Genomic DNA, 21,384 nt, shown 5'->3' with positions numbered 1-21,384 from the left:
GGCCCTCAGCCCTGTGGCCCGCTGCCCGCGGGCTGTGTCCCAAATGCCATGCGCTCCCGCCGCTCGAGGTCCTTCTCCACGCGCGCGTCCTCGTAGCCGGCCGCGCGCAGGAGCTCCAGGACGGCGGGGCCCTGCGTCTCCCCCATCTCCAGTGCAAGGAGTCCGCCAGGCTCCAACCACTTCCGCGCCCCGTCGACCACGCGCTTGAGGGCGACCAGTCCGTCGGGCCCTCCGTCCAGCGCCAGCCGGGGCTCGCGTCGCACCTCGGCGGACAGCCCGGCAATCTCGTCCGACGCGATGTAGGGCGGGTTGGACACGACGACGTGGAAGCGGGCGTCGGCGGGCAGCGGGGAGAACAAGTCGCCTTGCAGCACCGTCACGCGCTCGGAGACCTTGAGCGCCTCCGCGTTCTCGCGCGCCAGCGCGCACGCATCCGGCGACAGGTCCGTGGCCGTCACCGCCAGCAGGGGCCGCTCCGCCGCGAGGCTGATGGCGATGCAGCCCGAGCCGGTGCACACGTCCAGCGCGCGCGCGGGCGCGTCCTTGGGGAGCTTGCGCAGGGCGGCCTCCACCAGGAGCTCCGTCTCCGGGCGGGGGATGAGCACGCGCGCGTCCACCTTGTAGGCGCGGTTGTAGAACTCGCGCGTCCCGGTGAGGTACTGCGTGGGCTCACCCGACAGACGTCGGGCGATGAGGGCCTTGTAGGTGGCCAGCTCGTCCTTGGAGAGCGGGCGGTCCAGGTCCACGTACAGCCGCACCCGGCCCGTCTTCAGCACGTGCGACAGGAGGATTTCCGCGGTGAGCCGCGGCGCATCCACCTGACGCTTCTCGAAGTGCTGCGTCGTCCAGGTGAGGACCTTGCGGATGGTCCAGGTCTCGCTGCTCATGCTTCGGGCTGTGGCCTCGGACCGCCGCCCGTCTGCGCCTTGAGGGCCTCGGCCTGGTAGTAGGTCCGGCAGGCGGTGATGATGTCCTCGATGTCGCCCATCATCACGGCCGGCAGGTTGTGAACCGTCAGGCCGATGCGGTGGTCCGTCAGCCGGTCCTGGGGGAAGTTGTACGTGCGGATCTTCTCGCTGCGGTCGCCCGTGCCCACCTGCGAGCGGCGGGTGGAGTCGCGCTCGGAGCGGATGCGCTCCTGCTCGATTTCGTAGATCTTCGCGCGGAGCATGCGCAGGGCCATGTTGTAGTTCTTCAACTGGCTCTTCTCCTGCTGGCACTTCACCACGATGCCCGTGGGCCGGTGCGTCAGGCGCACCGCGGAGTCCGTGGTGTTGACGCTCTGGCCGCCGGAGCCCGTGGAGCGCATGGCCTGCCGGTCGATGTCCGCCTCGTTGATCTTCACGTCCACCTCCTCGGCCTCGGGCATGACGGCCACCGTGATCGTGGAGGTGTGGATGCGGCCCTGCGTCTCGGTGGCCGGCACGCGCTGCACGCGGTGAACGCCGGACTCGTACTTGAGGCTGCTGAAGACCGCGTCGCCCGACAGCGTCACGGTGGCGTCCTTCACGCCGCCCGCGTTGCCGGGGCTCATGTCGATGATGTCCGACTTCCAGCCGCGGGTGTCCGCGTACCGGAGGTACATCTGCATGACCTCCTCGGCGAACAGCGCCGCCTCGTCGCCGCCGGCGCCCGCGCGAATCTCCAGGATGACGTTCTTGTCGTCATTGGGGTCCTTGGGCAGCAGCAGCACCTTGAGGCTGGCCTCGAGCGCGTCGCGCTGCTCCTTCAGGCCGGGCAGGGCCTCGCGCGCGTAGGTCTTCTCGTCGGCGCTGCCGGCGTCGAGCCAGGCTTCGACCTCCTTGAGGTCCGCGAGCACCTGGCGGTACGTCCGGAACGTCTCCACCAGCTTCTCCAGGCCCGCACGCTCCTTGGAGACCTTCTGGAGCCTCGCCGAATCGGCGAGCACGTCCGGGTTCGACAGGTCCGCGGTGAGGCGCTCGAACCGGCGCTCGACGTCTTCGAGTTTGTCAATCATCGTCGTTCCAGGGGGTATTGCCCCTTTGTCCGGCTGCTGGCAAGGGAGGACGGAGTCAAGAAATTCCTTGGCCGCTCGGGCGGTAGCATGAAAGAAGGGCCGCCCTCACCGCCGAGCCTCGTGCCCGAGCGGTCGGTCTCACATCACCTACACGGAGTCCTTCCATGCCCGCCCAGAAGGGAAATCGTTCCAAGAAGAAGGTCGCCAACCGCGCCAAGGGCCGGAAGGCCCAGCTGAAGCGCCGCCGCAGCCGCGCCAAGAAGGGCCAGTCCAACAACAAGGTCTGACGCGCCGGTTACTCCCTCCCGCCCGTCGCGGGGGAGGGAGTCGGCCCGGCCCACGGCTCCAACTCGGGGAGCATCCTCCCCAGGGAGCGTGAGCTTTCGGCCAGCAGTCGCAGCACCTCCTCGGCCGCCGGCCCCGTCACGGGCACCGGCTGGAAGGGGAGCTCCGGGAAGCGGTCCGTGCGCAGCGGCAGCACCTCACTCTTGAGGTAGCCCTCCGGACCGAAGGTCCCCTTCCACAGCGCGCTGCGCTTGTCGCGCGGGTTCCAGTTGCCCCCGAAGACGAAGTTGCCCAGCGAGTACACCACGGGCTTGCCCTGGAAGAGCTCCATGCCCTGGAGCACGTGCGGGTGGCTGCCCAGCACGCCCGACGCGCCCGCGTCGATGGCGGCGTGCGCCAGGCGGACCTGGTAGGGCTCCAGCACCTGGGTGCCCTCGCGGCCCCAGTGGAAGTAGGGCAGCACGACGTCCGCCTGGGCCTTCGCCGCGGTGATGTCCTCGCGCAGCATCCGCTCCATCACGTCCACGTCGGAGAAGTGGCCCGCGACGCCCGGCGTGGTGTCGGTGGCGTAGACCTCCGGCGGCTCGATGTTGCGCTCGCCCAGGAAGAAGTAGCCCAGGAAGGCCACCCGCAGGCCGCCCACGGTGACGATGGCGGGGCGGCGCGCCTCGGCCAGGGTGCGCCCGGCGCCGAAGTAGGGGATGCGCGCGGCCTCCAGCGTCGCCAGGGTGTCGAGCAGCCCCTGGGCGCCGTAGTCCATCAGGTGGTTGTTGGCCAGGCTGACCACGTCCACGCCGCCCGCGGTGAGCGCGCCCACCAGCTCCGGGCGGGCCCGGAAGTTGAAGTTCTTGGGCAGCTTCTCGCCCCCTTCGGTGAAGGGGCACTCCAGGTTGATGACGAAGAGGTCCGCCGCGTCCCCCAGGGCCCGGACCTCCTTGAAGCCGTAGGCGAAGAGCTCGTCCCGGGGGCGGCCCTTGGCCAGCTCGTCGTCGAAGAACTTCTGGTGGTTGTGGCCGAGCGTCACGTCCCCGCCGAACAGCAGGGTGATGGGCCGGGTGACGGCGGGCGGGGAGGGGGGCGCCAGGGCGGCGGGGGGCCCAGCGTCCCCAGGGGGCGGGGCCGGGGCGGTGGGGGTGGGGTCCACCGTCACCGGGACGGGGCGTGGATGACAGGCGGAGAACAGGAGGAGCAGCAGGGCGACGTGGCGCATGGGCGGAGGGAAACTCTACCTTGCACCTGTGTTTGCGCGGCGCGTAGATTGCCCCGCGCTCTCATGGCCCGGGAAAAGGACAACATCGCGCTCTCCGACGAGCACAACACTCGCGGAATCGAGCTGGCGGACCGGGGTTGGCTGGACGAGGCCATCAAGGAGTTCAAGAAGGCCATCGAGCTGGACCCCAGCTCGGCCCACGCCCACGACAACCTGGCCACCGTCTACGCGGAGAAGAAGCTCTTCCGCGAGGCGCTCACCGAGTACCTCACCGCCCTGAAGCTGGAGCCGGAGAGCGCCACGGCGCACTACAACCTGGCCTGCTTCCTCTCCACGCACGCGGGGGAGATGGCGGTGGAGGAGTACAAGGAGGCCATCGAGCTGGACCCCGAGTACCCGGACGCGCACCTCAACCTGGGCCTCACCTACGCGGACCAGGGCCGCGTCGAGGAGGCGATGCGCGAGCTGCAGGCGGCCATCGAGCTGGACCCGCAGGACGCGTTCCCCCGGCACGAACTGGCGGCGCTGATGATGGACGAGGGCGACTACCGCTCCGCCATCACGCTGCTCAAGGACGTGGTGCGGCTGGAGCCGGACAACTTCGAGGCCCAGCTGGACCTGGGCATCTGCTACGCGCAGAAGGGCTTCTACGCGGAGGCCGAGCGCGCGTACGAGCGGGCCCGGGCGCTCAACGCCGAGGACCTGCTGCTCAACTACAACCTGTCCGCGCTGTATGCCCTGTGGGGGCGGCCGAAGGACGCGGTGCAGTACCTGAAGTCGGCGCTCACGGCGGACCGGCAGAAGGTGATGGGGTGGTTGTCGACGGACCCCATGTTCGACGCCCTCAAGGGCGACACCGACTTCGAAGCCTTGTTCTGAGCCATGGGCATGGAATGGGTGTTCCTGGGGCTGGCGATCCTCCTGGTCTTCGCCAACGGCTTCTTCGTGGCGACCGAGTTCGCCATCGTGAAGGTTCGCGCCACGCGGCTGCAGGCGCTGGTGGACGAGGGGCAGCCGGGCTCCACGCAGGCGCTGAAGATGGTGGAGCAACTGGACGCGTACCTGTCCGCCACCCAGTTCGGCATCACCCTGGCGTCGCTGGGGCTGGGCTGGCTGGGTGAGCCCGCCTTCGCGAAGCTGTTGGAGCCGGTGCTGACGCGGGTGGTGCCCGAGGGCGCGAGCCCCACGGTGGCGCACACGGCGTCGGTGGTCATCGCCTTCAGCATCATCACGTTCCTGCACATCGTGCTCGGGGAGCTGGCGCCCAAGAGCCTGGCCATCCAGCGCGCGGAGGCGACGACGCTCGCGGTGGCGCTGCCGATGCGGGCCTTCTATCTGCTGTTCTACCCGGCCATCGTCCTGCTCAACGGGCTGGCGGCGTGGGTGCTGCGGGTGGTGGGGTTGCAGTCGGTGGGCGAGGCGCACGAGGCGCACAGCGAGGACGAGCTGCTCGTCATCCTCCACAGCTCGGCGCAGGCGGGCGCGATCACGACGGCGCGCGCGGAGCTGCTCGAGCGCGCGCTGGAGATGGCGCAGAAGACGGCGCGGCAGGTGATGGTGCCGCGAAACCAGGTGAAGTTCCTGGACGTGGAGGAGCCGCTGGAGAAGTGCATCGCGGACGCGCGCGCCGCGGGGCACACGTGGCTGCCGGTGTGCCGGGGCAACCTGGACGAGGTCGAGGGCGTGGTGAACGCCAAGGACCTCTTCTTCCTGTTGTCGCGCGGCGAGCTGCGCAGCCTGGCGCAGGTGCAGCGGCCGGTGCTGTTCATCCCGGAGAACGCGACGCTGGAGCAGCTGCTCGCGGAGTTCCGGCGCAGGCGTCGTCAGACGGCGCTGGTGGTGGACGAGCACGGCGGCACGTCGGGCCTGGTCACCATCGCGGACGTGGTGGCGGAGGTGGTGGGCGACGTGGCGGAGCTGGGCCGGCGGGTGGAGGAGGTGCGCTCGTTGCCCGGTGGACGCTTCGAGCTGCCCGGCACCGCGCAGCTGGATGACTTGGAGGAGCGGCTGGACGTCAGCTTCGACCTGGACGAGGACGAAGAGGGCGAGGTGACGACGATCGCCGGCTTCCTGATGTCGAAGCTGGGGCGGGTGCCGGAGAAGGGCGACTCGCTGCGGCTCGACATGTGGCGCATCCTCGTGGAGGAGGTGGACGGGCCCCGCGTGGTGCGCGTGGTGGTGGAGCCCCAGTCCCGCGCCGCGTCCAGGACGTCCGTGGATGGCTCCGCGCCGGCCTCACCGGCGGATGGCGCCAGCGCCTCGGGTGAGACGCCCCCGACGTCCTCCAGCTCGGGTGGCGAGTCCGCCTGAGCCTCGGCGCTCGGTCGTGACGTCGGGCCCTCGCGTGGCGAGGGCGTTGATTCCCCGCGCAACAGCCCGCGTCGTTCATTCGCGACGCGGGCCGTGCTGCCTTGGCGCTCCCTGTCCCGCCGCGGGGCTCAGGGCGCGGACGAGCCCTTCTTGTCGGCCGCGGCCTTCTTCACGGGCCGCTTCTCCTGGCCGGAGGCCTTGGCCTGTGCGGGCTGGGGCCGGTCAATCTTGAGCAGCTCCAGGTCAGTGCTCTCCGGCGTGGCGAACTTGATGATGCCCACGCCCGGCGCGAACCAGATGTAGCTCTCCATGGAGCGGCCCTCGGAGCCGGGGCGGCTGGCGCGCGCGGTGACGATGTTCTTCACCTTCAGGGCCTTGAACGTCCCGGCCGCGACGGTGACCTCCTCCTCGCCCACCACCGTGGACTCCTTGTCGAACGTGGTCGCGATGATGGGGCGGATGCCGCCCGTCTTGCCCACCGGAGGCTGGAGCTTCACCGACAGGCTGTTCTTCCAGGTGCCGCCCAGGACCATGGTCGACGGCGCGGGCACGGCCACGCCCTCGGAGCTCACCACCTGGACATCCATGCCGGACGCCGACAGCAGCGTACCCTCCAGGCCGCCCAGGCCCGTGTTCATGCCCAGGCTGCTACAGGTTGCATCCGTTTCGCCCTGTCGGCCCTTGAGCTTCACGGCCACCTTGCCGGACAGGCCCTCCGGCGTGGGCGTCACGCCGTGCGTGCTCAGCACCATCTGCGAGGACCTGCCCGCCCGGTAGGTGAGCGTCAGCCCCTCCTCGAGGGGGAAGTACGGGTTGGGGCAGGGGGCAACCGCCTCCACTGCTGGAGTGTCAGACCGGGGTGCTACCTCCGGCGTAGGAGACGCTCCCATGAGGAGCGTCATGGCGAGAAAGGGCTGGAACGTATGCAACCTCCGGAAAAGTCAATGGGAAGGTAGGGTGGGGCGCCCAGGGTGCAAGTCCGAGAGAGGACCTTCCTGGCCGACTCCCGTCCGACCGAAGGGCAAGCAGCCGAACGTATGGCCACGCGTGGCATGGTCACGCTTGATCGCCTGGGAGGCGGCTGGTAGTCCTCGGAGAAATCGTTCCGAGGCCGATTTCTAGGCCTCGCGCTCACTTTTCACTCAGTACCTCGCGCGTCTCCCGGGAGCCCGCTGGCATGCGTATCAAGCGGTTGGACATCACTGGCTTCAAGTCCTTCATGGAGCGCAGCGTCTTCACGTTCGACGAAGGCGTCACCGGCATCGTCGGCCCCAACGGCTGCGGCAAGTCGAACGTCGTGGACGCCATCCGCTGGGTGATGGGTGAGCAGAGCGCGAAGAACCTCCGTGGCCGTGGCATGGAGGACGTCATCTTCAACGGCTCGGAGAACAAGCCGCCTTTGTCCATGGCGGAGGTGTCGCTGACCTTCCTGGTGGACGACACGGACCAGCTGGCGCCCCAGTACCAGGGCTTCTCGGAGATCACCGTCACGCGGCGCCTGTTCCGCAACGGGGACTCGGAGTACCTCATCAACAAGACGCTGTGCCGCCTGCTCGACATCACCGAGCTGTTCCTGGGCACGGGCGTGGGCACCAAGGCCTACTCCATCATCGAGCAGGGCCGCGTGGGCCTCATCGTCTCCAGCAAGCCGGAGGACCGCCGGCACCTGTTGGAGGAGGCCGCGGGCGTCACCAAGTACAAGGCGCGCCGCAAGGCCGCCGAGCGGAAGATGGAGGCCACCGAGGCCAACCTCCTGCGCGTCACCGACATCACCAGCGAGCTGGAGAAGCGGCTGGACGCGCTGTCGCGTCAGGCGAAGAAGGCGGAGAAGTACAAGAAGCTCAAGGCGCGCATGCGGGACATCGACCTGCACGCGGCCAGCCACCGCCACCTGGAGCTGCTCGCGGAGAAGCAGGTCCTCCAGTCGCGCCTGTCCAACCTGGGCACCGAGGAGCGCGACAGCCTGGACCGCGTGAAGGAGCTGGAGGAGACCATCGCCCGGCGCCGCGCGGAGCTGGACGCGGAGGCCGCGGCGCTCCAGGCCCTGGCCGCCGAGGTGCACGCGCTGGAGAGCTCGCTGCAGCGCGACACGCAGGACCTGTCCTACGGCAAGCGCGACCTGGAGGAGACGCAGGCCCGCGTGGCCCAGGCCCGCACGGAGCTGGACGGGCTGCTGGCGCGGCAGGCGGAGATGTCCGAGGCCATGGCCGCGCGCGAGGCCGAGCTGTCCGGCATCGCGGGCTCGTGGAAGGAGGACGAGGTCTCGATGCAGGTGGCGCAGGAGGAGCTGCGCCGCGTCACCCAGCTGCAGACCGAAGTGGCCCTCAGGCTCGAGCAGGAGCGCGCGGGCCTGGTCGCCGTGGCCACCCGGCTGGCCAACCACGAGAGCAACCTGGTGGGCCTGGCCCGTCAGCGCACGGACCTGGAGGGCCGCCGCGCCAAGCTGCAGGCGGAGCTGGCGGCGCTGCGCGAGCAGGAGACGCAGCTGGAGTCGGCGCGCGGTGAGGTGGCGAGGCGGGTGGAGGACACCCGGCACCTGGCCGCGGAGCTGGCCGAGCACAAGGCGCAGGAGGAGGACGCCCTGTCGCGCACGCGCGCGGCCTTCACGGAGAACGAAATCCAGGTCATCGCGCTGCGCGAGGAGCTGAGCGACAAGAGGAGCCGCCTGTCGTCCCTGGAGGACATCCAGAAGAACTACGACGGGTTCGACCGCGGCGTGCGCGCCGTCATGGTGCGCGCGGGCACGGTGGCCCGGGAGCAGGGCATCTTCGGCCTCGTGGCGGACGTGCTCACGGTGACGCCGCGCTACGAGCGCGCGGTGGAGGCCGCCCTGGGCGAGCGGCTCCAGCACGTCATCGTCGAGAGCCGCGACAAGGGCGTGGAGCTGGTGGAGTACCTCAAGGGCCACGCGGAGGGCCGGGGCAGCTTCCTGCCCGTGCCCGCGCTGGACGTCCTGCCGCCGGTGCAGGAGCCGGACTTCGAGCGCCCGGGCGTGCTGGCGCACGCGCTGAAAGAGGTGACGTGCGAGGAGGCGCTGCAGCCCGTCGTGCGGCTCTTGCTCGGCGACGTCGTCATCGTCCAGGACCTGGCGACGGCGCGCGCGTACTCGGAGGCGGGCGGCCCCGTCGTCACGCTCGTCACGCAGGACGGCGAGGTGTTCCGTCAGGACGGCACCATCGTCGGCGGTGAGCGCGAGGGCGCGGCGGTGGGCGCGCTCCAGAAGAAGCGCGAAATCGCGGAGCTGGCCACCGAGGTGGCGCGGGTGGAGGAGCGCTACAACGAAATCCTCACCCGGCACTACACGCTCCAGAAGCAGATGGGGCACACCGAGGGCGTCCTCAAGGGGCTGGCCAAGAACCAGCACGCCGAGGAGGTGAACCTCGCCAGCCAGGAGAAGGACCTGCACAAGGCGGGCGAGGACCTGGCGCGCGTGCGCGAGCGGGTGCGCTCCCTGGAGCAGGAGGACGGGCAGCTGGGGCAGAGCCACATGGCCCTGGCCCACGAGGAGGAGGCCAGCCGCGGCGAGGTGGCCCACGGCCAGACGGACCGCGAGGCCCGCGAGGAGCGCGTCAAGCAGCTCGCCGGTGAGCAGGAGTCCCTGCGCCAGCGCGCGGAGGCCGCCAACGCGGACCTGACGGGCCTGCGCATCAAGGTGGCCGCCGGCAGCGAGCGCGGTGAGTCCGCGCGCAAGGAGCTCGACAGCCTCGTCACCCAGCGCCGGGAGATGGAGACGCGCGTGGCGCGCCTGCAGGCGACGCTGGCCGAGGGCGGCGCGCGCACGGAGGAGCTGGGCAAGCGCACCACGGAGACCGAGGCGGGGCTGTCCCAGCGCGTGGAGGAGCACCGCGTCGCCGCGGAGGGGCTGGAGTCCCGCCGCGCCGCGCACCTGCTCGCCTCCAGCGAGGTGCGTGAGCAGGACACCCAGTTCCGCGAGCTGCGCGGCCGGGTGGAGGAGCTGATGCAGGGGCTGTCGCAGATTTCGCTGCGCGAGCGCGAGATTGCCCTGGAGCTGGAGCACCTGTCGGCCGGCATCCGCGAGCGCCACCAGGTGGACCTGGCGCTGGAGCTGCACCGCTACCACCTGCTGGCGTCGCTGACGCCGGAGACGGAGGCGGAGCTGAAGGACCTGCGCGCCCAGGTGGAGAAGATGGGGGAGATCAACCTCACCGCCATCGACGAGCACGCGGAGCTCTCCAAGCGCTTCGACTTCCTCACCGCGCAGAAGACGGACCTGCAGGCCTCCATGGGGCAGCTGCGGGAGGCCATCCAGCGCATCGACGCGACCAGCCGCGAGCGCTTCAAGCAGACCTTCGACGTGGTGAACGAGAAGTTCCAGGCCATCTTCCCCCGCCTGTTCGGCGGTGGCCGCGCCAGCCTGGTGCTCACCAACGACGGACCCAATGGCGAGCCGGGCGTGGAAATCGTCGCGCAGCCGCCAGGCAAGAAGCTCCAGAGCGTCAACCTGCTCTCCGGTGGTGAGAAGGCCCTCACCGCCGTGGGCCTCATCTTCGGCATCTTCCTCATCAAGCCCACGCCCTTCTGCCTCCTGGACGAGGTCGACGCGCCGCTGGATGAGGGCAACGTGGGCCGCTACAACGACATGGTGAAGGAGATGAGCCGCCAGTCGCAGTTCATCCTGATTACGCACAACAAGCGGACCATGGAGGTCTCCAACACCCTCTACGGCGTCACCATGGAGGAGCCGGGCATCTCCAAGCTGGTCAGCGTGAAGATTCGCGAGGCCCACGCGGCCAACGACGACAAGATCAGCGCGTAGTCGCTCGGGGCCCGGGGCCGGGGACACCTCCCGGCCCCCATGCTGGCGGCGGCGCTGGACAGCAGGCCAGAAACACAGAAGGCGCGGGCCCCGGCTTTCGGGAACCCGCGCCTTCGTGCGTTTCAGGCGGTGCCTGGGGCTACTTCTTGTAGTTCTTCTTCGGGCAGGCCTTCTGGTCGGCCTCGACGCGGGCCTGGGCGGTGCTCAGGTCCTTCTGGGTGTTGGTGAGGGCCGCCTGGCTGGCGGTCTCCACCGGCGTCCAACCCTCGGCGTCCGTCGTCTTCAGCTCCTGCACCAGCGACACGGCGGCCTGGTCCACGACCTGCTGGGCCTCCAGCGCCTTCACCCAGCCCTGCGCGGCCTCGACCAGGCTGCTGCACTTGCCGGACAGCTCGTCGAAGAGCTTGTAGTCCTTGGTCTTCTGGTACTTCGCCACCACGGCCTCGAAGGCCTCGGCCGCCGCGGCGCGGGCGCCGAAGGCGATGGCCGCGTCCGCCGCGCGCTGGTTGCGGACCACCTCGAGCTGGAAGAAGCGCAGCTGCGGGGGCAGCGAGGACGTCGCCTCGGTGGCGTTGGAGTTGAAGTGCACGAAGCGGTGCGGGTAGGTGAGCTTGTCGGTGGACACCTTGGCGGGCACCGCGAGCACCTTCGTCTTGAGGCACGCGGCCAGCTGGTCACCCTCGGTGCTGCCGGAGGCGTCGAACGTCACCTCCGCCGTGGGCTGCGCCTTGACGAGCGTGATGTGCGACGTCAGCACGGGCGGCGTCGCGCCCTTGTAGCCGGCGTAGCAGTCACACCACTCCTGCTGGGCCAGGCGCACCGCGCCGGAGAAGTCCGAGCCGTCGTTCATCCCGAACTTCACCGAGGCGCTGCTGCCCGTGTCGTGCTCGAACGTCGCGGTGGACTCGACGGCCGCGGCGCCCTTGGCGAGCAGCTTCGGCTTGACGAGCTTGTCCACCACGCCCTGCACGCACTGCTGGCCGGTGGGGGTGAGGTTGTCGCCGGTGACGGCGTGCGTGGCGCTGGTGTCCGTCACGGTGGTCTTCACCGTCACGACGGTCTTCTCGGCGGGGCCCCGGTTGCTGGGGCTCACCAGACACTCGAGCACCTCCGGGCGGGTGGTGAGCATGGCGCCCACGAGCACGCCCTGGTTGGACGGGGGCAGGTCCAGCTCACGCGGGAAGCAGCTGGCCACGTCGAAGGCGGGCTGGTTGCCGATGCGCACGCGCTCCTCGGTGCTCACGGGCTTGCCGCCATTGCCATTGGCCGCCGCATCCTCTGCGGGCTTCTGCTGACCGGCGCAAGCGGCGGTGAAGACGACGGAGGCTACGACGAGACGACGCAACATGCGGTTGTTCTCCCTGGGGTAGGACTGCGAGGGGGCACTCACTTCTCCAGGCCCTCGGCGTTCTTGAGGTCCTTGAGGCGAAGCCCGTTCTTCTTGAGCAGGCGGTAGAGGCTCTGCATGGACAGCCCGGTGCGCTGCTCGGCGGCCTTCATGTCGAAGCCCACCGTGCGCATCACCTCGGCGAAATACAAACGCTCGAAGTCGGCCAGCACCCGGTCCTTGGCCTCGTGGTACGGCATGCCGGTGACGAGCGTGGCCACGTGCGTGCCGGGCGGCTGCCCATCCGGGCGGCGCGAGGGCTGCGCCAGGAAGTCCAGCCAGCTGGTGTTGCCCGTCTCCTCCATGAGCGCGCCGCGCTCGAGCACGTTGCGCAGCTCGCGCACGTTGCCCGGCCAGTCGTAGCCCTCGAAGAGCGCCAGCGTCTGGGGCGTGAGCGACACGCTGGCCCGCAGCGTCTGCGACAGCGCCTGCGCGAGCGACGGCAGGTCCTCCCGGCGCGTGCGCAAAGGCGGCAGCCGCACGCGCGCCACGGCCAGGCGGAAGTAGAGGTCCGCGCGGAAGCGGCCCTGGCGCACGTCCTCCTCCAGGTTGCGGTGCGTGGAGGCGATGACCCGCACGTCCACCGGCACCGGCTGCCCGTCCAGCGAGGGCACCTCGCGCGCGTCCAGCACGCGCAGGAGCTTGCCCTGCACCAGCAGCGGCAGCTCGCCCACCTCGTCCAGGAAGAGCGTGCCTCCGCGGGCGGCCTCGAAGACGCCTCGGGCCTCCTTGTCCTCCGGGTCGCTCGCGCGCAGCCCGCCGAACAGCTCGCGCTCCGCCTTCTCCTCGGAGATGAGGTTGCAGTCGACGACCTTGAAGGGGCCGTGCCGCCGCGACGAGTGCTGGTGCACCGCCCTGGCGGCCAGCTCCTTGCCCGTGCCCGTCTCACCCTCGATGAGCAGGCTCATGTCCTCGCGGGCCACGCGGCGCAGCTCCGTGAAGACCCAGCGCATCTTCTCCGACGTGCCCACCAGCGCGCCGAAGGACTCCGCCCCGGCCAGCTCCACCTCCGTGGGCTTGGCGGCCACCTTCACCGCGAGCTTCGTCTTGCCCAGCTCCACCTTGTCGCCGCGCCCCAGGTACGCCTGGAGCACCTGCCGGCCGTCGAGGAAGGTGCCGTTGCGGCTGCCGGTGTCGCGCAGCAGGAGGCCGCGCGGCGTGCGCTCCACCTCCAGGTGACGGCGGCTCACCGTGGTGTCGGTCAGCACGAGGTCGCTCGCGGGGTCCGAGCCCACGCGCACCAGGCCATCCTGGGTGGTCACCTTCTTTCCCTTGTCGGGGCCCGACACCACCTCCACCGTCCACTCGTGAATGGGGATGCGCGTCGTGCGGCCTTCGTCTTTGTCCGTCTGGGTGGTCTGGGTGACCTCGGGCCTGGGTTCCATCATGGGTCCTCTTTAGGTGCGAGGGGACCGGGCGGGCAAGCCCGACGCACCATCAGCGCGCCCCCACTTCGCGGGGGCAACACGAGTGAAAGATTCTTCCCGGAAGGCAGTTGCGAGCGAGCCTCCTGCGAGAAGGAAAACCCGGGCATCGCGGCCCGGGACCTGGGAAACGTCGAGGGGGGACGCTTCATGGCGAGGAAGGGTTCCGCGCTCGCATGCGGCGCGAGCACGGCCTCGCTGATGGGCTTCGGGAGGACGCGTCGAGGGGCGGCGCCTGGCACCGGGAGGGCGCCAGTCAGGGGTCGGCGGCGAGTGTCCACCAGGACACGTTCACCACCGGTCGCGCGCCAGGACGCGTCGGGCTCATGGCGCGCGGCCTCGTCCAGCGCGCGCCCGGGGAGGCGCGCGGGAGGAGAGGCCACGACGTCGTGGGTCCGAGGGCCCCATCCGGAAGACACGGCACGTCCGGCGTCCCGCCACATGGGCAGGCGCGCCGACTCGCATCGTCCGGGGAGGGAAGGGCCGTTCCTGAAACTCACGGCCGGCATCCAATGCGAACGCCTCGCGCGAATCCAGTGCTCACGCGAGGCCGTGCTTCACTTCAGTACGTCGCCGGCGCGTCGCTGGCGGGGAAGGACTCCTTCGACAGCTCGTCGACCAGGTCGTCGGACGCGTTGCCGCCGGACTTCACACCCGCATTCACAGGAGCACCGGCTCGCGGCGTCTTGCTGGATGCGCTGGACTTGCTGGAGCCGGACGCGCGCTTCTTCCCGGCCTCCGCAGCGGGCTTCTCCACGGACGCGAGGCGCGAGCCCAGGAGGTTCTTCGCGCGCTCGGCCAGGTGGCGCTGTTCGTCCTGCCAGTCGCGGAAGAACTGCGCCAGCTCCGGGTCGCCCGCCTGCTCCGCGTCGCGGATGAACTGCTCGGCCGTCGAGGCGCCCTTGAGCAGGTGGTACAGCGTGCTGATGACGTTCTCGTGCGCGTCCCGGGTCCCCGTCTGCCGCTCTTCACCTGCCATGTCCGCCTCCCGAGAAAGGGTGGTGTGCCATGGGGGAAAGCTAGCCACGGTGGCGGTGGGCGGCCCCGGGTGGGGCGCCCGCCCGCCTGCTTGCACACGGTCAGGCTTGCAGCATGGGGTCCAGCTTGCCTTCCTTGTCGAGCTGGGCCAGGTCCGAGTAGCCGCCGACGTGCGTGTCGCCGATGAAGATTTGCGGCACGGTGCGCTGGCCGCCGCTCATCTCCACGAGCTTGGCGCGCGTGTCGTCGTCTCCGGTGACGTCCAGCTCCTGGAAATCAACGCCCTTGCGCTTGAGCAGGTCCTTCGCGCGGACGCAAAAGCCACAGTAGTTCGTGGTGTAGATCTTCACGGGCTTCACGGTGTCTCCTCCTTCATTCCCAAACGTAAGGGCGGGGCCTGCCCCGCGCCACCCGGGACATGAAAGCACGACGGCCCCCGGCTCCCTGAACAGGAACCGGAGGCCGTCTTCGACAGCAGTCACCCCGGACGAAGCCGGGGTGGGGGAATCACATCCCCATGCCGCCCATGCCGCCCATGCCGCCCATGCCACCGGCGCCGGCGGGCGCGTCCTTCTCGTCCTTCGGACGCTCGGCCACCATCGCCTCGGTGGTGAGCATCAGGGAGGCCACGGACGCGGAGTTCTGCAGCGCCGTGCGGCTCACCTTGGCCGGGTCGATGACGCCCGCGGCCAGCAGGTCCTCGTACGCGCCCGTCGCGGCGTTGAAGCCGAACGCGCCCGTGCCTTCCTTGACCTTGTTCACGATGACGCTGCCCTCGAGGCCGCCGTTGCCGACGATCTGGCGCAGGGGCTCCTCGACGGCGCGGCGGATGATGTCCACGCCGAACTTCTCGCCCTCGGCGAACGTCTGACCCTCCAGCGCCTTGAGGCACCGGATGTAGGCCACGCCGCCGCCGGGAACCACGCCCTCCTCGACGGCCGCGCGGGTCGCGTTGAGCGCGTCTTCCACGCGGGCCTTCTTCTCCTTCATCTCCGTCTCGGTGGCCGCGCCGACGTTGATGACGGCCACGCCGCCCACGAGCTTCGCCAGACGCTCCTGGAGCTTCTCGCGATCGTAGTCGCTGGTGGTCTCCTCGATCTGCGCGCGGATCTGCTTCACGCGCGCGTTGATCTCCTGCTCGCTGCCCGCGCCGTCGACGACGGTGGTGTTGTCCTTGTCGACGGTGATGCGCTTGGCGCGGCCCAGGTCCTTGAGCTCCAGGGTGTCCAGCTTGATGCCCAGGTCCTCGGCGATCATCCGGCCGCCCGTCAGGGTGGCGATGTCCTCGAGGATGGCCTTGCGGCGGTCGCCGAAGCCCGGCGCCTTCACCGCGCACACGTTCAGCACGCCGCGGATCTTGTTGACCACCAGCGTCGCCAGCGCCTCACCCTCGACCTCCTCGGCGATGATGAGCAGCGGCTTACCAGCGCGCGCCACCTGCTCCAGGATGGGGAGCAGGTCCTTCATGGAGGAGATCTTCTTCTCGTGGATGAGGATGAGCGCGTCGTTCAGCACCGCCTCCATCCGCTCCGGGTCCGTCACGAAGTACGGGGAGAGGTAGCCGCGGTCGAACTGCATGCCCTCGACCACGTCCAGGGTGGTCTCCAGGCCTTTGGCCTCCTCCACCGTGATGACGCCCTCCTTGCCGACCTTCTCCATCGCGTCCGCGATGATCTGGCCGATGGTGGCATCGCCGTTGGCGGAGATGGTGCCGACCTGGGCAATCTCCTTCTTGTCCTTCGTCGGCTTCGCCAGCTTCTTCAGCTCGCCCACGATGACCGCGACGGCCTTGTCGATGCCGCGCTTGATGTCCATCGGGTTGTGGCCCGCGGCCACCAGCTTCGCGCCCTCGCGGAAGATGGCCTGCGCCAGCACGGTGGCCGTCGTGGTGCCGTCACCGGCCACGTCGGAGGTCTTGGACGCGACCTCCTTGACCATCTGCGCGCCCATGTTCTCGAACTTGTTCTCCAGTTCGATTTCCTTCGCCACCGTCACACCGTCCTTGGTGATGGTGGGCGAGCCGAAGCTCTTCTCGATGACGACGTTGCGGCCCTTGGGGCCGAGGGTCACCTTGACCGCGTCGGCCAGGATGTTGACGCCACGGAGGATGGCCTCGCGGGCGCGCACGTCGAAAAGCAGGTCCTTCGCCATGATGGGGATTCCTTGAGTGAAGGGGTGGGGGCGGGATTACTTCTCGATGACGCCGAGCACATCCTCTTCACGGAGGATGAGGTGCTCCTCGCCGTCGAGCTTGATCTCGGTCCCGGCGTACTTGCTGAAGAGGATGGTGTCGCCGGCCTTGATGTCCAGGGGACGCACCTTGCCGTCCTCCTGCACCTTGCCGTTGCCGACGGCGACGACCTTGCCCTCGAGGGGCTTCTCCTTCGCCGTGTCCGGGATGAAGAGGCCGCCCTTGGTCTTGTTCTCCTCGGCGACCCGCTTGACGATGAGCCGATCCTGCAGGGGACGAATCTTCATGGTCTGCTCCTTGATGGGGCGCCCACCGTCCGGGGACTCCGGGCGACTGTCGGCGCCGCTGGGGGTTGAAAAAGGGCCGTGACGGCCCGCGGCATTAGCACTCCGACATCGCGAGTGCTAACGCCTAGGCGCGGCGGATAATAACCAGGGAAGATGACCCGTCAAGCGACGCGGGTTGCTCGTGCCGTGAGCTGCCAACTGCCCGGCATTGCTGTCTTTTTCCCCTCCCGTTGCGTCCGTGACAGGTAGAGCCCGTCCGCATGCCCGCACGGCTCGGATTGGCACTCGGACGTCACGAGTGCTAGCGCAAGTGCCTGGAATCATTGACGGGTGCTTTTGCGACGCGGTGAGCCGGTTGCTACCGTTCCCTTATTCCCGCCGGCCACGCGGGCCTGGGCGGGGGGAAGGGAGTGTCGATGAGTCAACTGGTGGCGTCCCTGTCGTTGAAGGAGTTCTTCAAATCGCTCCTGGACGAGGTCACCTCGCGGCAACGGGTGACGCTGGAAGAGGTGACGGAGTTCTACCTGGTGAACCTGCTGGCGGACTTCGCCAGCACCGACAATCTGTTCGACCGCCAGGAGGACGGCCGCCGCGCGCGCGAGCCCCTGGCGGTGCTCTACCACCAGGCCCTCCAGCAGGAGCGTGAGGCGCGCATCAAGACGCTGCGGCGGCTGGGCGACGTCTCGCTCTACACCGTGGGGTTCTTCTCCGGCGCGCTGCAGGGCGGCGTGGTGGGGCCCGACTACTACATCCAGATGGGCGGCACCGCGTACGGCCAGGTGGCGGACCTGTCGCCCCGCGCGGGCTTCGCGGGCGTGTACCGGGAGCTGCGCGACAAGTTCCGCGCGGTGGCCGAGGTCCTGGAGGAGATCGCCGCGCGGGGCATGGTGCAGGCGGGGCCCAGCGGGGCGCTCAAGGTCTACGAGACCTGGGCGCGCACGGGGAGCGACCGGCTGGAGCGGGTCCTGGTGGACGCGGGGATGATGCCGGCGCCCAAGGGACAGCTCCCCAACTGACGTGAGGGAGGTCGCCACATGATTGGCCGCGTTCAGGACCACCTGGAGGCCATCTACGGCTTCACGTGCGAGGCACGGGCGGAGACCTTCGTGGTGGACACGGAGGCCGCCGTCCGGCTGGGCGCCACCGGGCGCACCGACGAGGAGCTGCTCGTCCACGAGTCGGACGACGCGCTGGAGCTGGCGCTGTACCTGTCGCCGGCGCTCTTGGACCGGCTCAAGCCCTACGAGGCCGGGCCGCTGGGGTACGTGCTGGACGGGGACCTCGCCGGCTACTGCCAGGTGGCCGAGGGCGTCAGCCACTTCCTCTACATGGCCCACACCGCGGCGCACGGGCGCACGGTGTCGCTGCTGGAGCTGGAGGCCCAGGCGGAGGTGGACAAGTTCGCCGTGTGCCTGCTGCACCGCTGGGGCGAGGGCGTGGGGGCCTGGGCCCAGGAGCTGCTCACCCGGCTGTTCGACCGGGTGTCCTACCGGGACAGGCTGTCCTCCCAGGAGCGCTGGCGGTACCAGGAGGCCAACCGGCTGTCGCGGCGGTTCTGCTCGCGGATGATGACGCACGTCGCCGGACGGCGGCTGGAGCGGCTCCTGTCGGACCTGCGGTACGCCTACCGGCTGGGGGCGGAGGCGAAGCTGAGCCACTTCGCCCATGGCGGGTGAGTCCAGGCCCCCACGTCCCGCCGCCATCGGTTAGGGTAGGTGGGCATGCCACGCGAGGCGTCCGCAGGCGGGATTGTCATCCGGGAGAGTGACGGCACCTGGGAGGTGGTCGTCATCCGTCCGCATGGCCGTCCCCTGTGGGCGCTGCCCAAGGGACACGTGGACCCGGGGGAGACGCCGGAGCAGACGGCGAGCCGCGAGGTGCACGAGGAGACGGGACTCACCGCCGCGCTGGTCGCGCCGCTGGGCGAGATTCGCTACGTCTACCAGTTCCGGGGGCAGCGCATCTTCAAGCGCGTCCACTTCTTCCTCTTCCGTTACCAGGAAGGCGCGCTGGGGCCGCTGCCAGGGCCGCGCGTGGAGGTGGACGAGGTGAGATGGGTGCCGGTGGGACAGCTGGTGCCCCTGCTCGGCTACAAGGGCGAGAAGGCCGTGGCCGCGCGCGCCGTGCGGTGGATGCGCGCCCAGGGCCTCCTGCCCGAGGCCCCTTCCCCGGCCGTGGGGCCCGAGGGGAAGGGAACCTGAGAAGGACAGCGGACTACTTGGCGGTGTCGGGGGTGTACTTGCCGGACAGCGCCTCGCGCACGTCACGGTCGAACTTCACGCGGCCGGTGGCCACCTCGCGCAGCGACAGCACGGGGGGCTTGTTCTTGGACTGCTCGATGATGGGGCGGGCGCCGGCCATCAGCTGACGCGCGCGCTTCGCACCGAGCAGCACCAGCGCGAACCGGTTGTCGACGAGGGGGAGGCAGTCTTCGACTGTGACGCGAGCCATGGAACGTCCTTCGGGATTTCGGTGGGGCTACCTGAGAACACTGAAACCTAAAGAGCACCCCGGGGGGAGTCAAGGAAGGACGTACCCCAGGGCCGCCGGGCGGACAGGCGCTTCGTGGATCAGGTGTACCACCAGGCCCAGAGGATGAGGACGCCCTGCAGCGGGAGCCTCGCCCAGAGGGCCGCCTTGGGAATCTTCCGGAAGCGCTCGGGCTCCCGCGCCATCTGGAGGTTGGCGGGGAAGACGGCGATGAACAGCGCGATGAGCCCCCACGCCGACACCACCCGGGTGGCGGGGATGAGCAGGCCCACCCCCAAGAGCACCTCCGCCACGCCGCTCCAGAAGACGAGCGGGCCGTGCCAGGGCAGGTACGGCGGCATCATCCGCACGTAGGCGCGCGGATGGACGAAGTGGTTGATGCCGCCGGCCACCATGAAGAGGCCCAGCACGTACATCAGGACGGTCTTCACGTGCCGGCGAAGGCCTGGGCGACGATGGCGCGGGCCTCCTCGAGGATGGCGTTCAGGTGGGCCTCGTCGCGGAAGCTCTCCGCGTAGATTTTGTACACGTCCTCGGTGCCCGAGGGCCGCGCGGCGAACCAGCCATTCTGGGCCACGACTTTCAGGCCGCCGATGTCCGCGTCGTTGCCGGGCGCGCGGGTGAGGCGCTGGAGGATGGGCTCGCCGGCCAGGCTCTGCGCCTTCACCGCGTCCGGGGAGAGTTTCTTGAGCACCGCCTTCTGCGCGGGCGTGGCCGGCTGGTCGATGCGCGCGTAGTAGGGCGTGCCGAAGCGCGCGGCCAGGTCCTGGTAGTGCTCGCCCGGGTCCTTTCCCGTGCGCGCGAGGATCTCCACCGCGAGCAGGTCCAACAGCATGCCGTCCTTGTCCGTGGTCCACACCGTGCCGTCGCGGCGCAGGAAGGATGCGCCCGCGCTCTCCTCACCGCCGAAGCCCAGCGTGCCCGCCAGGAGCCCGTCCACGAACCACTTGAAGCCCACCGGCACCTCGACGACGCGGCGGTGGAGGCTCTGCGCCACGCGGTCGATGAGCCCGCTGGACACCAGCGTCTTGCCCACCGCGGTGCCCGCCTTCCAGCCGGGGCGGTTCTGGAACAGGTAGTGGATGGCCACCGCCAGGTAATGGTTGGGGTTCATCAACCCCAGCGAGCGCGTGACGATGCCGTGCCGGTCCGAGTCCGCGTCGTTGCCGAAGGCCAGGTCATACTGGTCCTTGAGCTTCACCAGGTTCGCCATGGCGTACGGCGACGAGCAGTCCATGCGGATCTTGCCGTCGTGGTCCACCGGCATGAACCGGAACGTCGGGTCCACGGTGGGGTTCACCACCGTGAGATTCAGCCCGTAGCGCGTGGCGATGGGCTCCCAGTACGCCACGTTGGAGCCGCCGAGCGGGTCCGCGCCAATCTTCAGCTTCGCGCCCTGGATGGCCTCCATGTCGACGACGGAGCCCAGGTCCTCGACGTACGGCGTGATGAAGTCGTACGGCTTCACCGTGGGGGCCGTGCGCGCCCGCTCGTACGGGGTGCGCTGGACGCCGCGGTTGCCCTCGCCGAGCAGCGCGTTGGCCCGGCGCTCGATGAGCGCGGTGACGTTCGTGTCCGCGGGGCCGCCGTTGGGCGGGTTGTATTTGATTCCGCCGTCCTCGGGCGGGTTGTGGGACGGGGTGATGACGATGCCGTCCGCGAGCCCCGTGGTGCGCCCCTTGTTGAACGTGAGGATGGCGTGGGAGATGACGGGCGTGGGCGTGGCGCCGTCGGTGAAGCGCACCTGCACGCCGTGGGCGGCGAGCACCTCCAGCGCCGTCTGTTGCGCGGGGGCGGACAGGGCGTGGGTGTCCATGCCCAGGTACAGCGGGCCGTCGATGCCCTGCTGCTGGCGGTACTCGCAGAGCGCCTGCGTCACCGCGACGATGTGCGCCTCGTTGAAGCTGGTGCGCGCCGATGAGCCGCGGTGTCCCGAGGTGCCGAAGGCCACGCGCTGCTCGGGGATGCCCACGTCGGGCGTCTCCGCGTAGTAGCGCGCGCGCAGCTTCTCGGGGTCGATGAGGAGGTCTTCGGGCGGGAGCTTTCCAGCGAGAGGATGGGCCATGT

Annotated in this window: 20 protein-coding genes; 7 read left to right on the top strand and 13 right to left on the bottom strand. The window is 69.7% G+C overall.

Annotated elements, in window-relative coordinates:
• Positions 1-5: 5 nt before the first annotated feature.
• Both prmC and prfA read right to left on the bottom strand, forming a co-directional pair.
• Positions 6-887: a peptide chain release factor N(5)-glutamine methyltransferase gene (gene prmC, locus LXT21_RS01000; protein ID WP_254036204.1), complete on the bottom strand. Its 882-nt coding sequence runs from the start codon at positions 885-887 to the stop codon at positions 6-8.
• Positions 884-1,978, bottom strand: coding sequence for a peptide chain release factor 1 (gene prfA, locus LXT21_RS00995; RefSeq protein WP_254036203.1), 1,095 nt, complete (start codon positions 1,976-1,978; stop codon positions 884-886). The genes prmC and prfA overlap by 4 nt, the downstream gene beginning before the upstream one ends.
• 164 nt (positions 1,979-2,142) lie before the next feature.
• Here prfA and LXT21_RS44720 point away from each other — a divergent pair, with 164 nt between their 5' ends.
• Positions 2,143-2,265: a hypothetical protein gene (locus LXT21_RS44720; protein WP_013941470.1), complete on the top strand. Its 123-nt coding sequence runs from the start codon at positions 2,143-2,145 to the stop codon at positions 2,263-2,265.
• A gap of 8 nt (positions 2,266-2,273) precedes the next feature.
• Here the strand turns inward: LXT21_RS44720 and LXT21_RS00990 are convergent, their stop codons facing one another.
• Complete coding sequence (locus tag LXT21_RS00990) at positions 2,274-3,473, bottom strand: CapA family protein (protein ID WP_254036202.1); 1,200 nt, start codon at positions 3,471-3,473, stop codon at positions 2,274-2,276.
• A gap of 63 nt (positions 3,474-3,536) precedes the next feature.
• On the opposite strand from LXT21_RS00990, the gene LXT21_RS00985 reads away from it, so the two are divergent.
• Positions 3,537-4,352, top strand: coding sequence for a tetratricopeptide repeat protein (locus tag LXT21_RS00985; RefSeq protein ID WP_046714968.1), 816 nt, complete (start codon positions 3,537-3,539; stop codon positions 4,350-4,352).
• A 3-nt stretch (positions 4,353-4,355) separates the two neighbouring features.
• A complete protein-coding gene (locus LXT21_RS00980; protein WP_254036201.1) occupies positions 4,356-5,783 on the top strand; it encodes a hemolysin family protein in 1,428 nt (475 codons plus the stop codon).
• Between the two features lie 128 nt (positions 5,784-5,911).
• On the opposite strand, the gene LXT21_RS00975 is transcribed toward LXT21_RS00980, so the two are convergent.
• The gene (locus tag LXT21_RS00975; protein ID WP_254036200.1) at positions 5,912-6,622 is read right to left on the bottom strand and encodes a TapB family protein; all 711 of its coding nucleotides are present in this window, start codon (positions 6,620-6,622) and stop codon (positions 5,912-5,914) included.
• Between the two features lie 338 nt (positions 6,623-6,960).
• Here LXT21_RS00975 and smc point away from each other — a divergent pair, with 338 nt between their 5' ends.
• On the top strand, positions 6,961-10,560 hold the full coding sequence (smc, locus tag LXT21_RS00970) for a chromosome segregation protein SMC (RefSeq protein WP_254036199.1): 3,600 nt from the start codon (positions 6,961-6,963) through the stop codon (positions 10,558-10,560).
• 139 nt (positions 10,561-10,699) lie between these two features.
• On the opposite strand, the gene LXT21_RS00965 is transcribed toward smc, so the two are convergent.
• The 6 genes from LXT21_RS00965 to groES all read right to left on the bottom strand — a co-directional run bounded on the left by LXT21_RS00965 (position 10,700) and on the right by groES (position 16,827).
• On the bottom strand, positions 10,700-11,908 hold the full coding sequence (locus tag LXT21_RS00965; RefSeq protein ID WP_254036198.1) for a hypothetical protein: 1,209 nt from the start codon (positions 11,906-11,908) through the stop codon (positions 10,700-10,702).
• A gap of 38 nt (positions 11,909-11,946) precedes the next feature.
• Entirely contained in the window at positions 11,947-13,332 is a 1,386-nt protein-coding gene (locus LXT21_RS00960) for a sigma 54-dependent Fis family transcriptional regulator (protein WP_323394078.1), read from the bottom strand.
• A gap of 601 nt (positions 13,333-13,933) precedes the next feature.
• Complete coding sequence (locus tag LXT21_RS00955) at positions 13,934-14,350, bottom strand: hypothetical protein (protein ID WP_254036197.1); 417 nt, start codon at positions 14,348-14,350, stop codon at positions 13,934-13,936.
• Between the two features lie 100 nt (positions 14,351-14,450).
• Positions 14,451-14,708, bottom strand: coding sequence for a glutaredoxin 3 (grxC, locus tag LXT21_RS00950; RefSeq protein ID WP_046714964.1), 258 nt, complete (start codon positions 14,706-14,708; stop codon positions 14,451-14,453).
• A 148-nt stretch (positions 14,709-14,856) separates the two neighbouring features.
• Positions 14,857-16,500 carry a chaperonin GroEL gene (gene groL / locus LXT21_RS00945; RefSeq protein ID WP_046714963.1) on the bottom strand — a complete coding sequence of 548 codons (1,644 nt, stop codon included), beginning with the start codon at positions 16,498-16,500 and terminating at the stop codon, positions 14,857-14,859.
• Between the two features lie 36 nt (positions 16,501-16,536).
• Entirely contained in the window at positions 16,537-16,827 is a 291-nt protein-coding gene (groES, locus tag LXT21_RS00940; protein WP_013941457.1) for a co-chaperone GroES, read from the bottom strand.
• Between the two features lie 416 nt (positions 16,828-17,243).
• Between groES and LXT21_RS00935 the strand changes: the two genes are divergently transcribed.
• The 3 genes from LXT21_RS00935 to LXT21_RS00925 are packed head-to-tail and all read left to right on the top strand — an operon-like array spanning position 17,244 to position 19,028.
• Positions 17,244-17,843 carry a hypothetical protein gene (locus tag LXT21_RS00935; protein ID WP_254036196.1) on the top strand — a complete coding sequence of 200 codons (600 nt, stop codon included), beginning with the start codon at positions 17,244-17,246 and terminating at the stop codon, positions 17,841-17,843.
• 18 nt (positions 17,844-17,861) lie between these two features.
• On the top strand, positions 17,862-18,503 hold the full coding sequence (locus LXT21_RS00930) for a hypothetical protein (RefSeq protein WP_254036195.1): 642 nt from the start codon (positions 17,862-17,864) through the stop codon (positions 18,501-18,503).
• 45 nt (positions 18,504-18,548) lie between these two features.
• Positions 18,549-19,028, top strand: coding sequence for an NUDIX hydrolase (locus LXT21_RS00925; protein WP_141325491.1), 480 nt, complete (start codon positions 18,549-18,551; stop codon positions 19,026-19,028).
• Positions 19,029-19,041: 13 nt separating this feature from the next.
• On the opposite strand, the gene rpoZ is transcribed toward LXT21_RS00925, so the two are convergent.
• The 3 genes from rpoZ to pgm form a co-directional block, all read right to left on the bottom strand.
• A complete protein-coding gene (gene rpoZ, locus LXT21_RS00920; RefSeq protein ID WP_254036194.1) occupies positions 19,042-19,278 on the bottom strand; it encodes a DNA-directed RNA polymerase subunit omega in 237 nt (78 codons plus the stop codon).
• Between the two features lie 119 nt (positions 19,279-19,397).
• Complete coding sequence (locus LXT21_RS00915; protein ID WP_254036193.1) at positions 19,398-19,748, bottom strand: DoxX family protein; 351 nt, start codon at positions 19,746-19,748, stop codon at positions 19,398-19,400.
• Positions 19,745-21,382: a phosphoglucomutase (alpha-D-glucose-1,6-bisphosphate-dependent) gene (pgm, locus tag LXT21_RS00910; RefSeq protein WP_254036192.1), complete on the bottom strand. Its 1,638-nt coding sequence runs from the start codon at positions 21,380-21,382 to the stop codon at positions 19,745-19,747. Before pgm ends, LXT21_RS00915 begins: the two co-directional genes overlap by 4 nt.
• Between the last annotated feature and the right edge of the window lie 2 nt (positions 21,383-21,384).

It is taken from the genome of Myxococcus guangdongensis, assembly GCF_024198255.1.
In the GTDB taxonomy this organism is placed as follows: domain Bacteria; phylum Myxococcota; class Myxococcia; order Myxococcales; family Myxococcaceae; genus Myxococcus; species Myxococcus guangdongensis.
The sequence above is the reverse complement of the archived record's forward strand: the minus strand, read 5'-3'. Positions and strand labels throughout refer to the sequence as shown.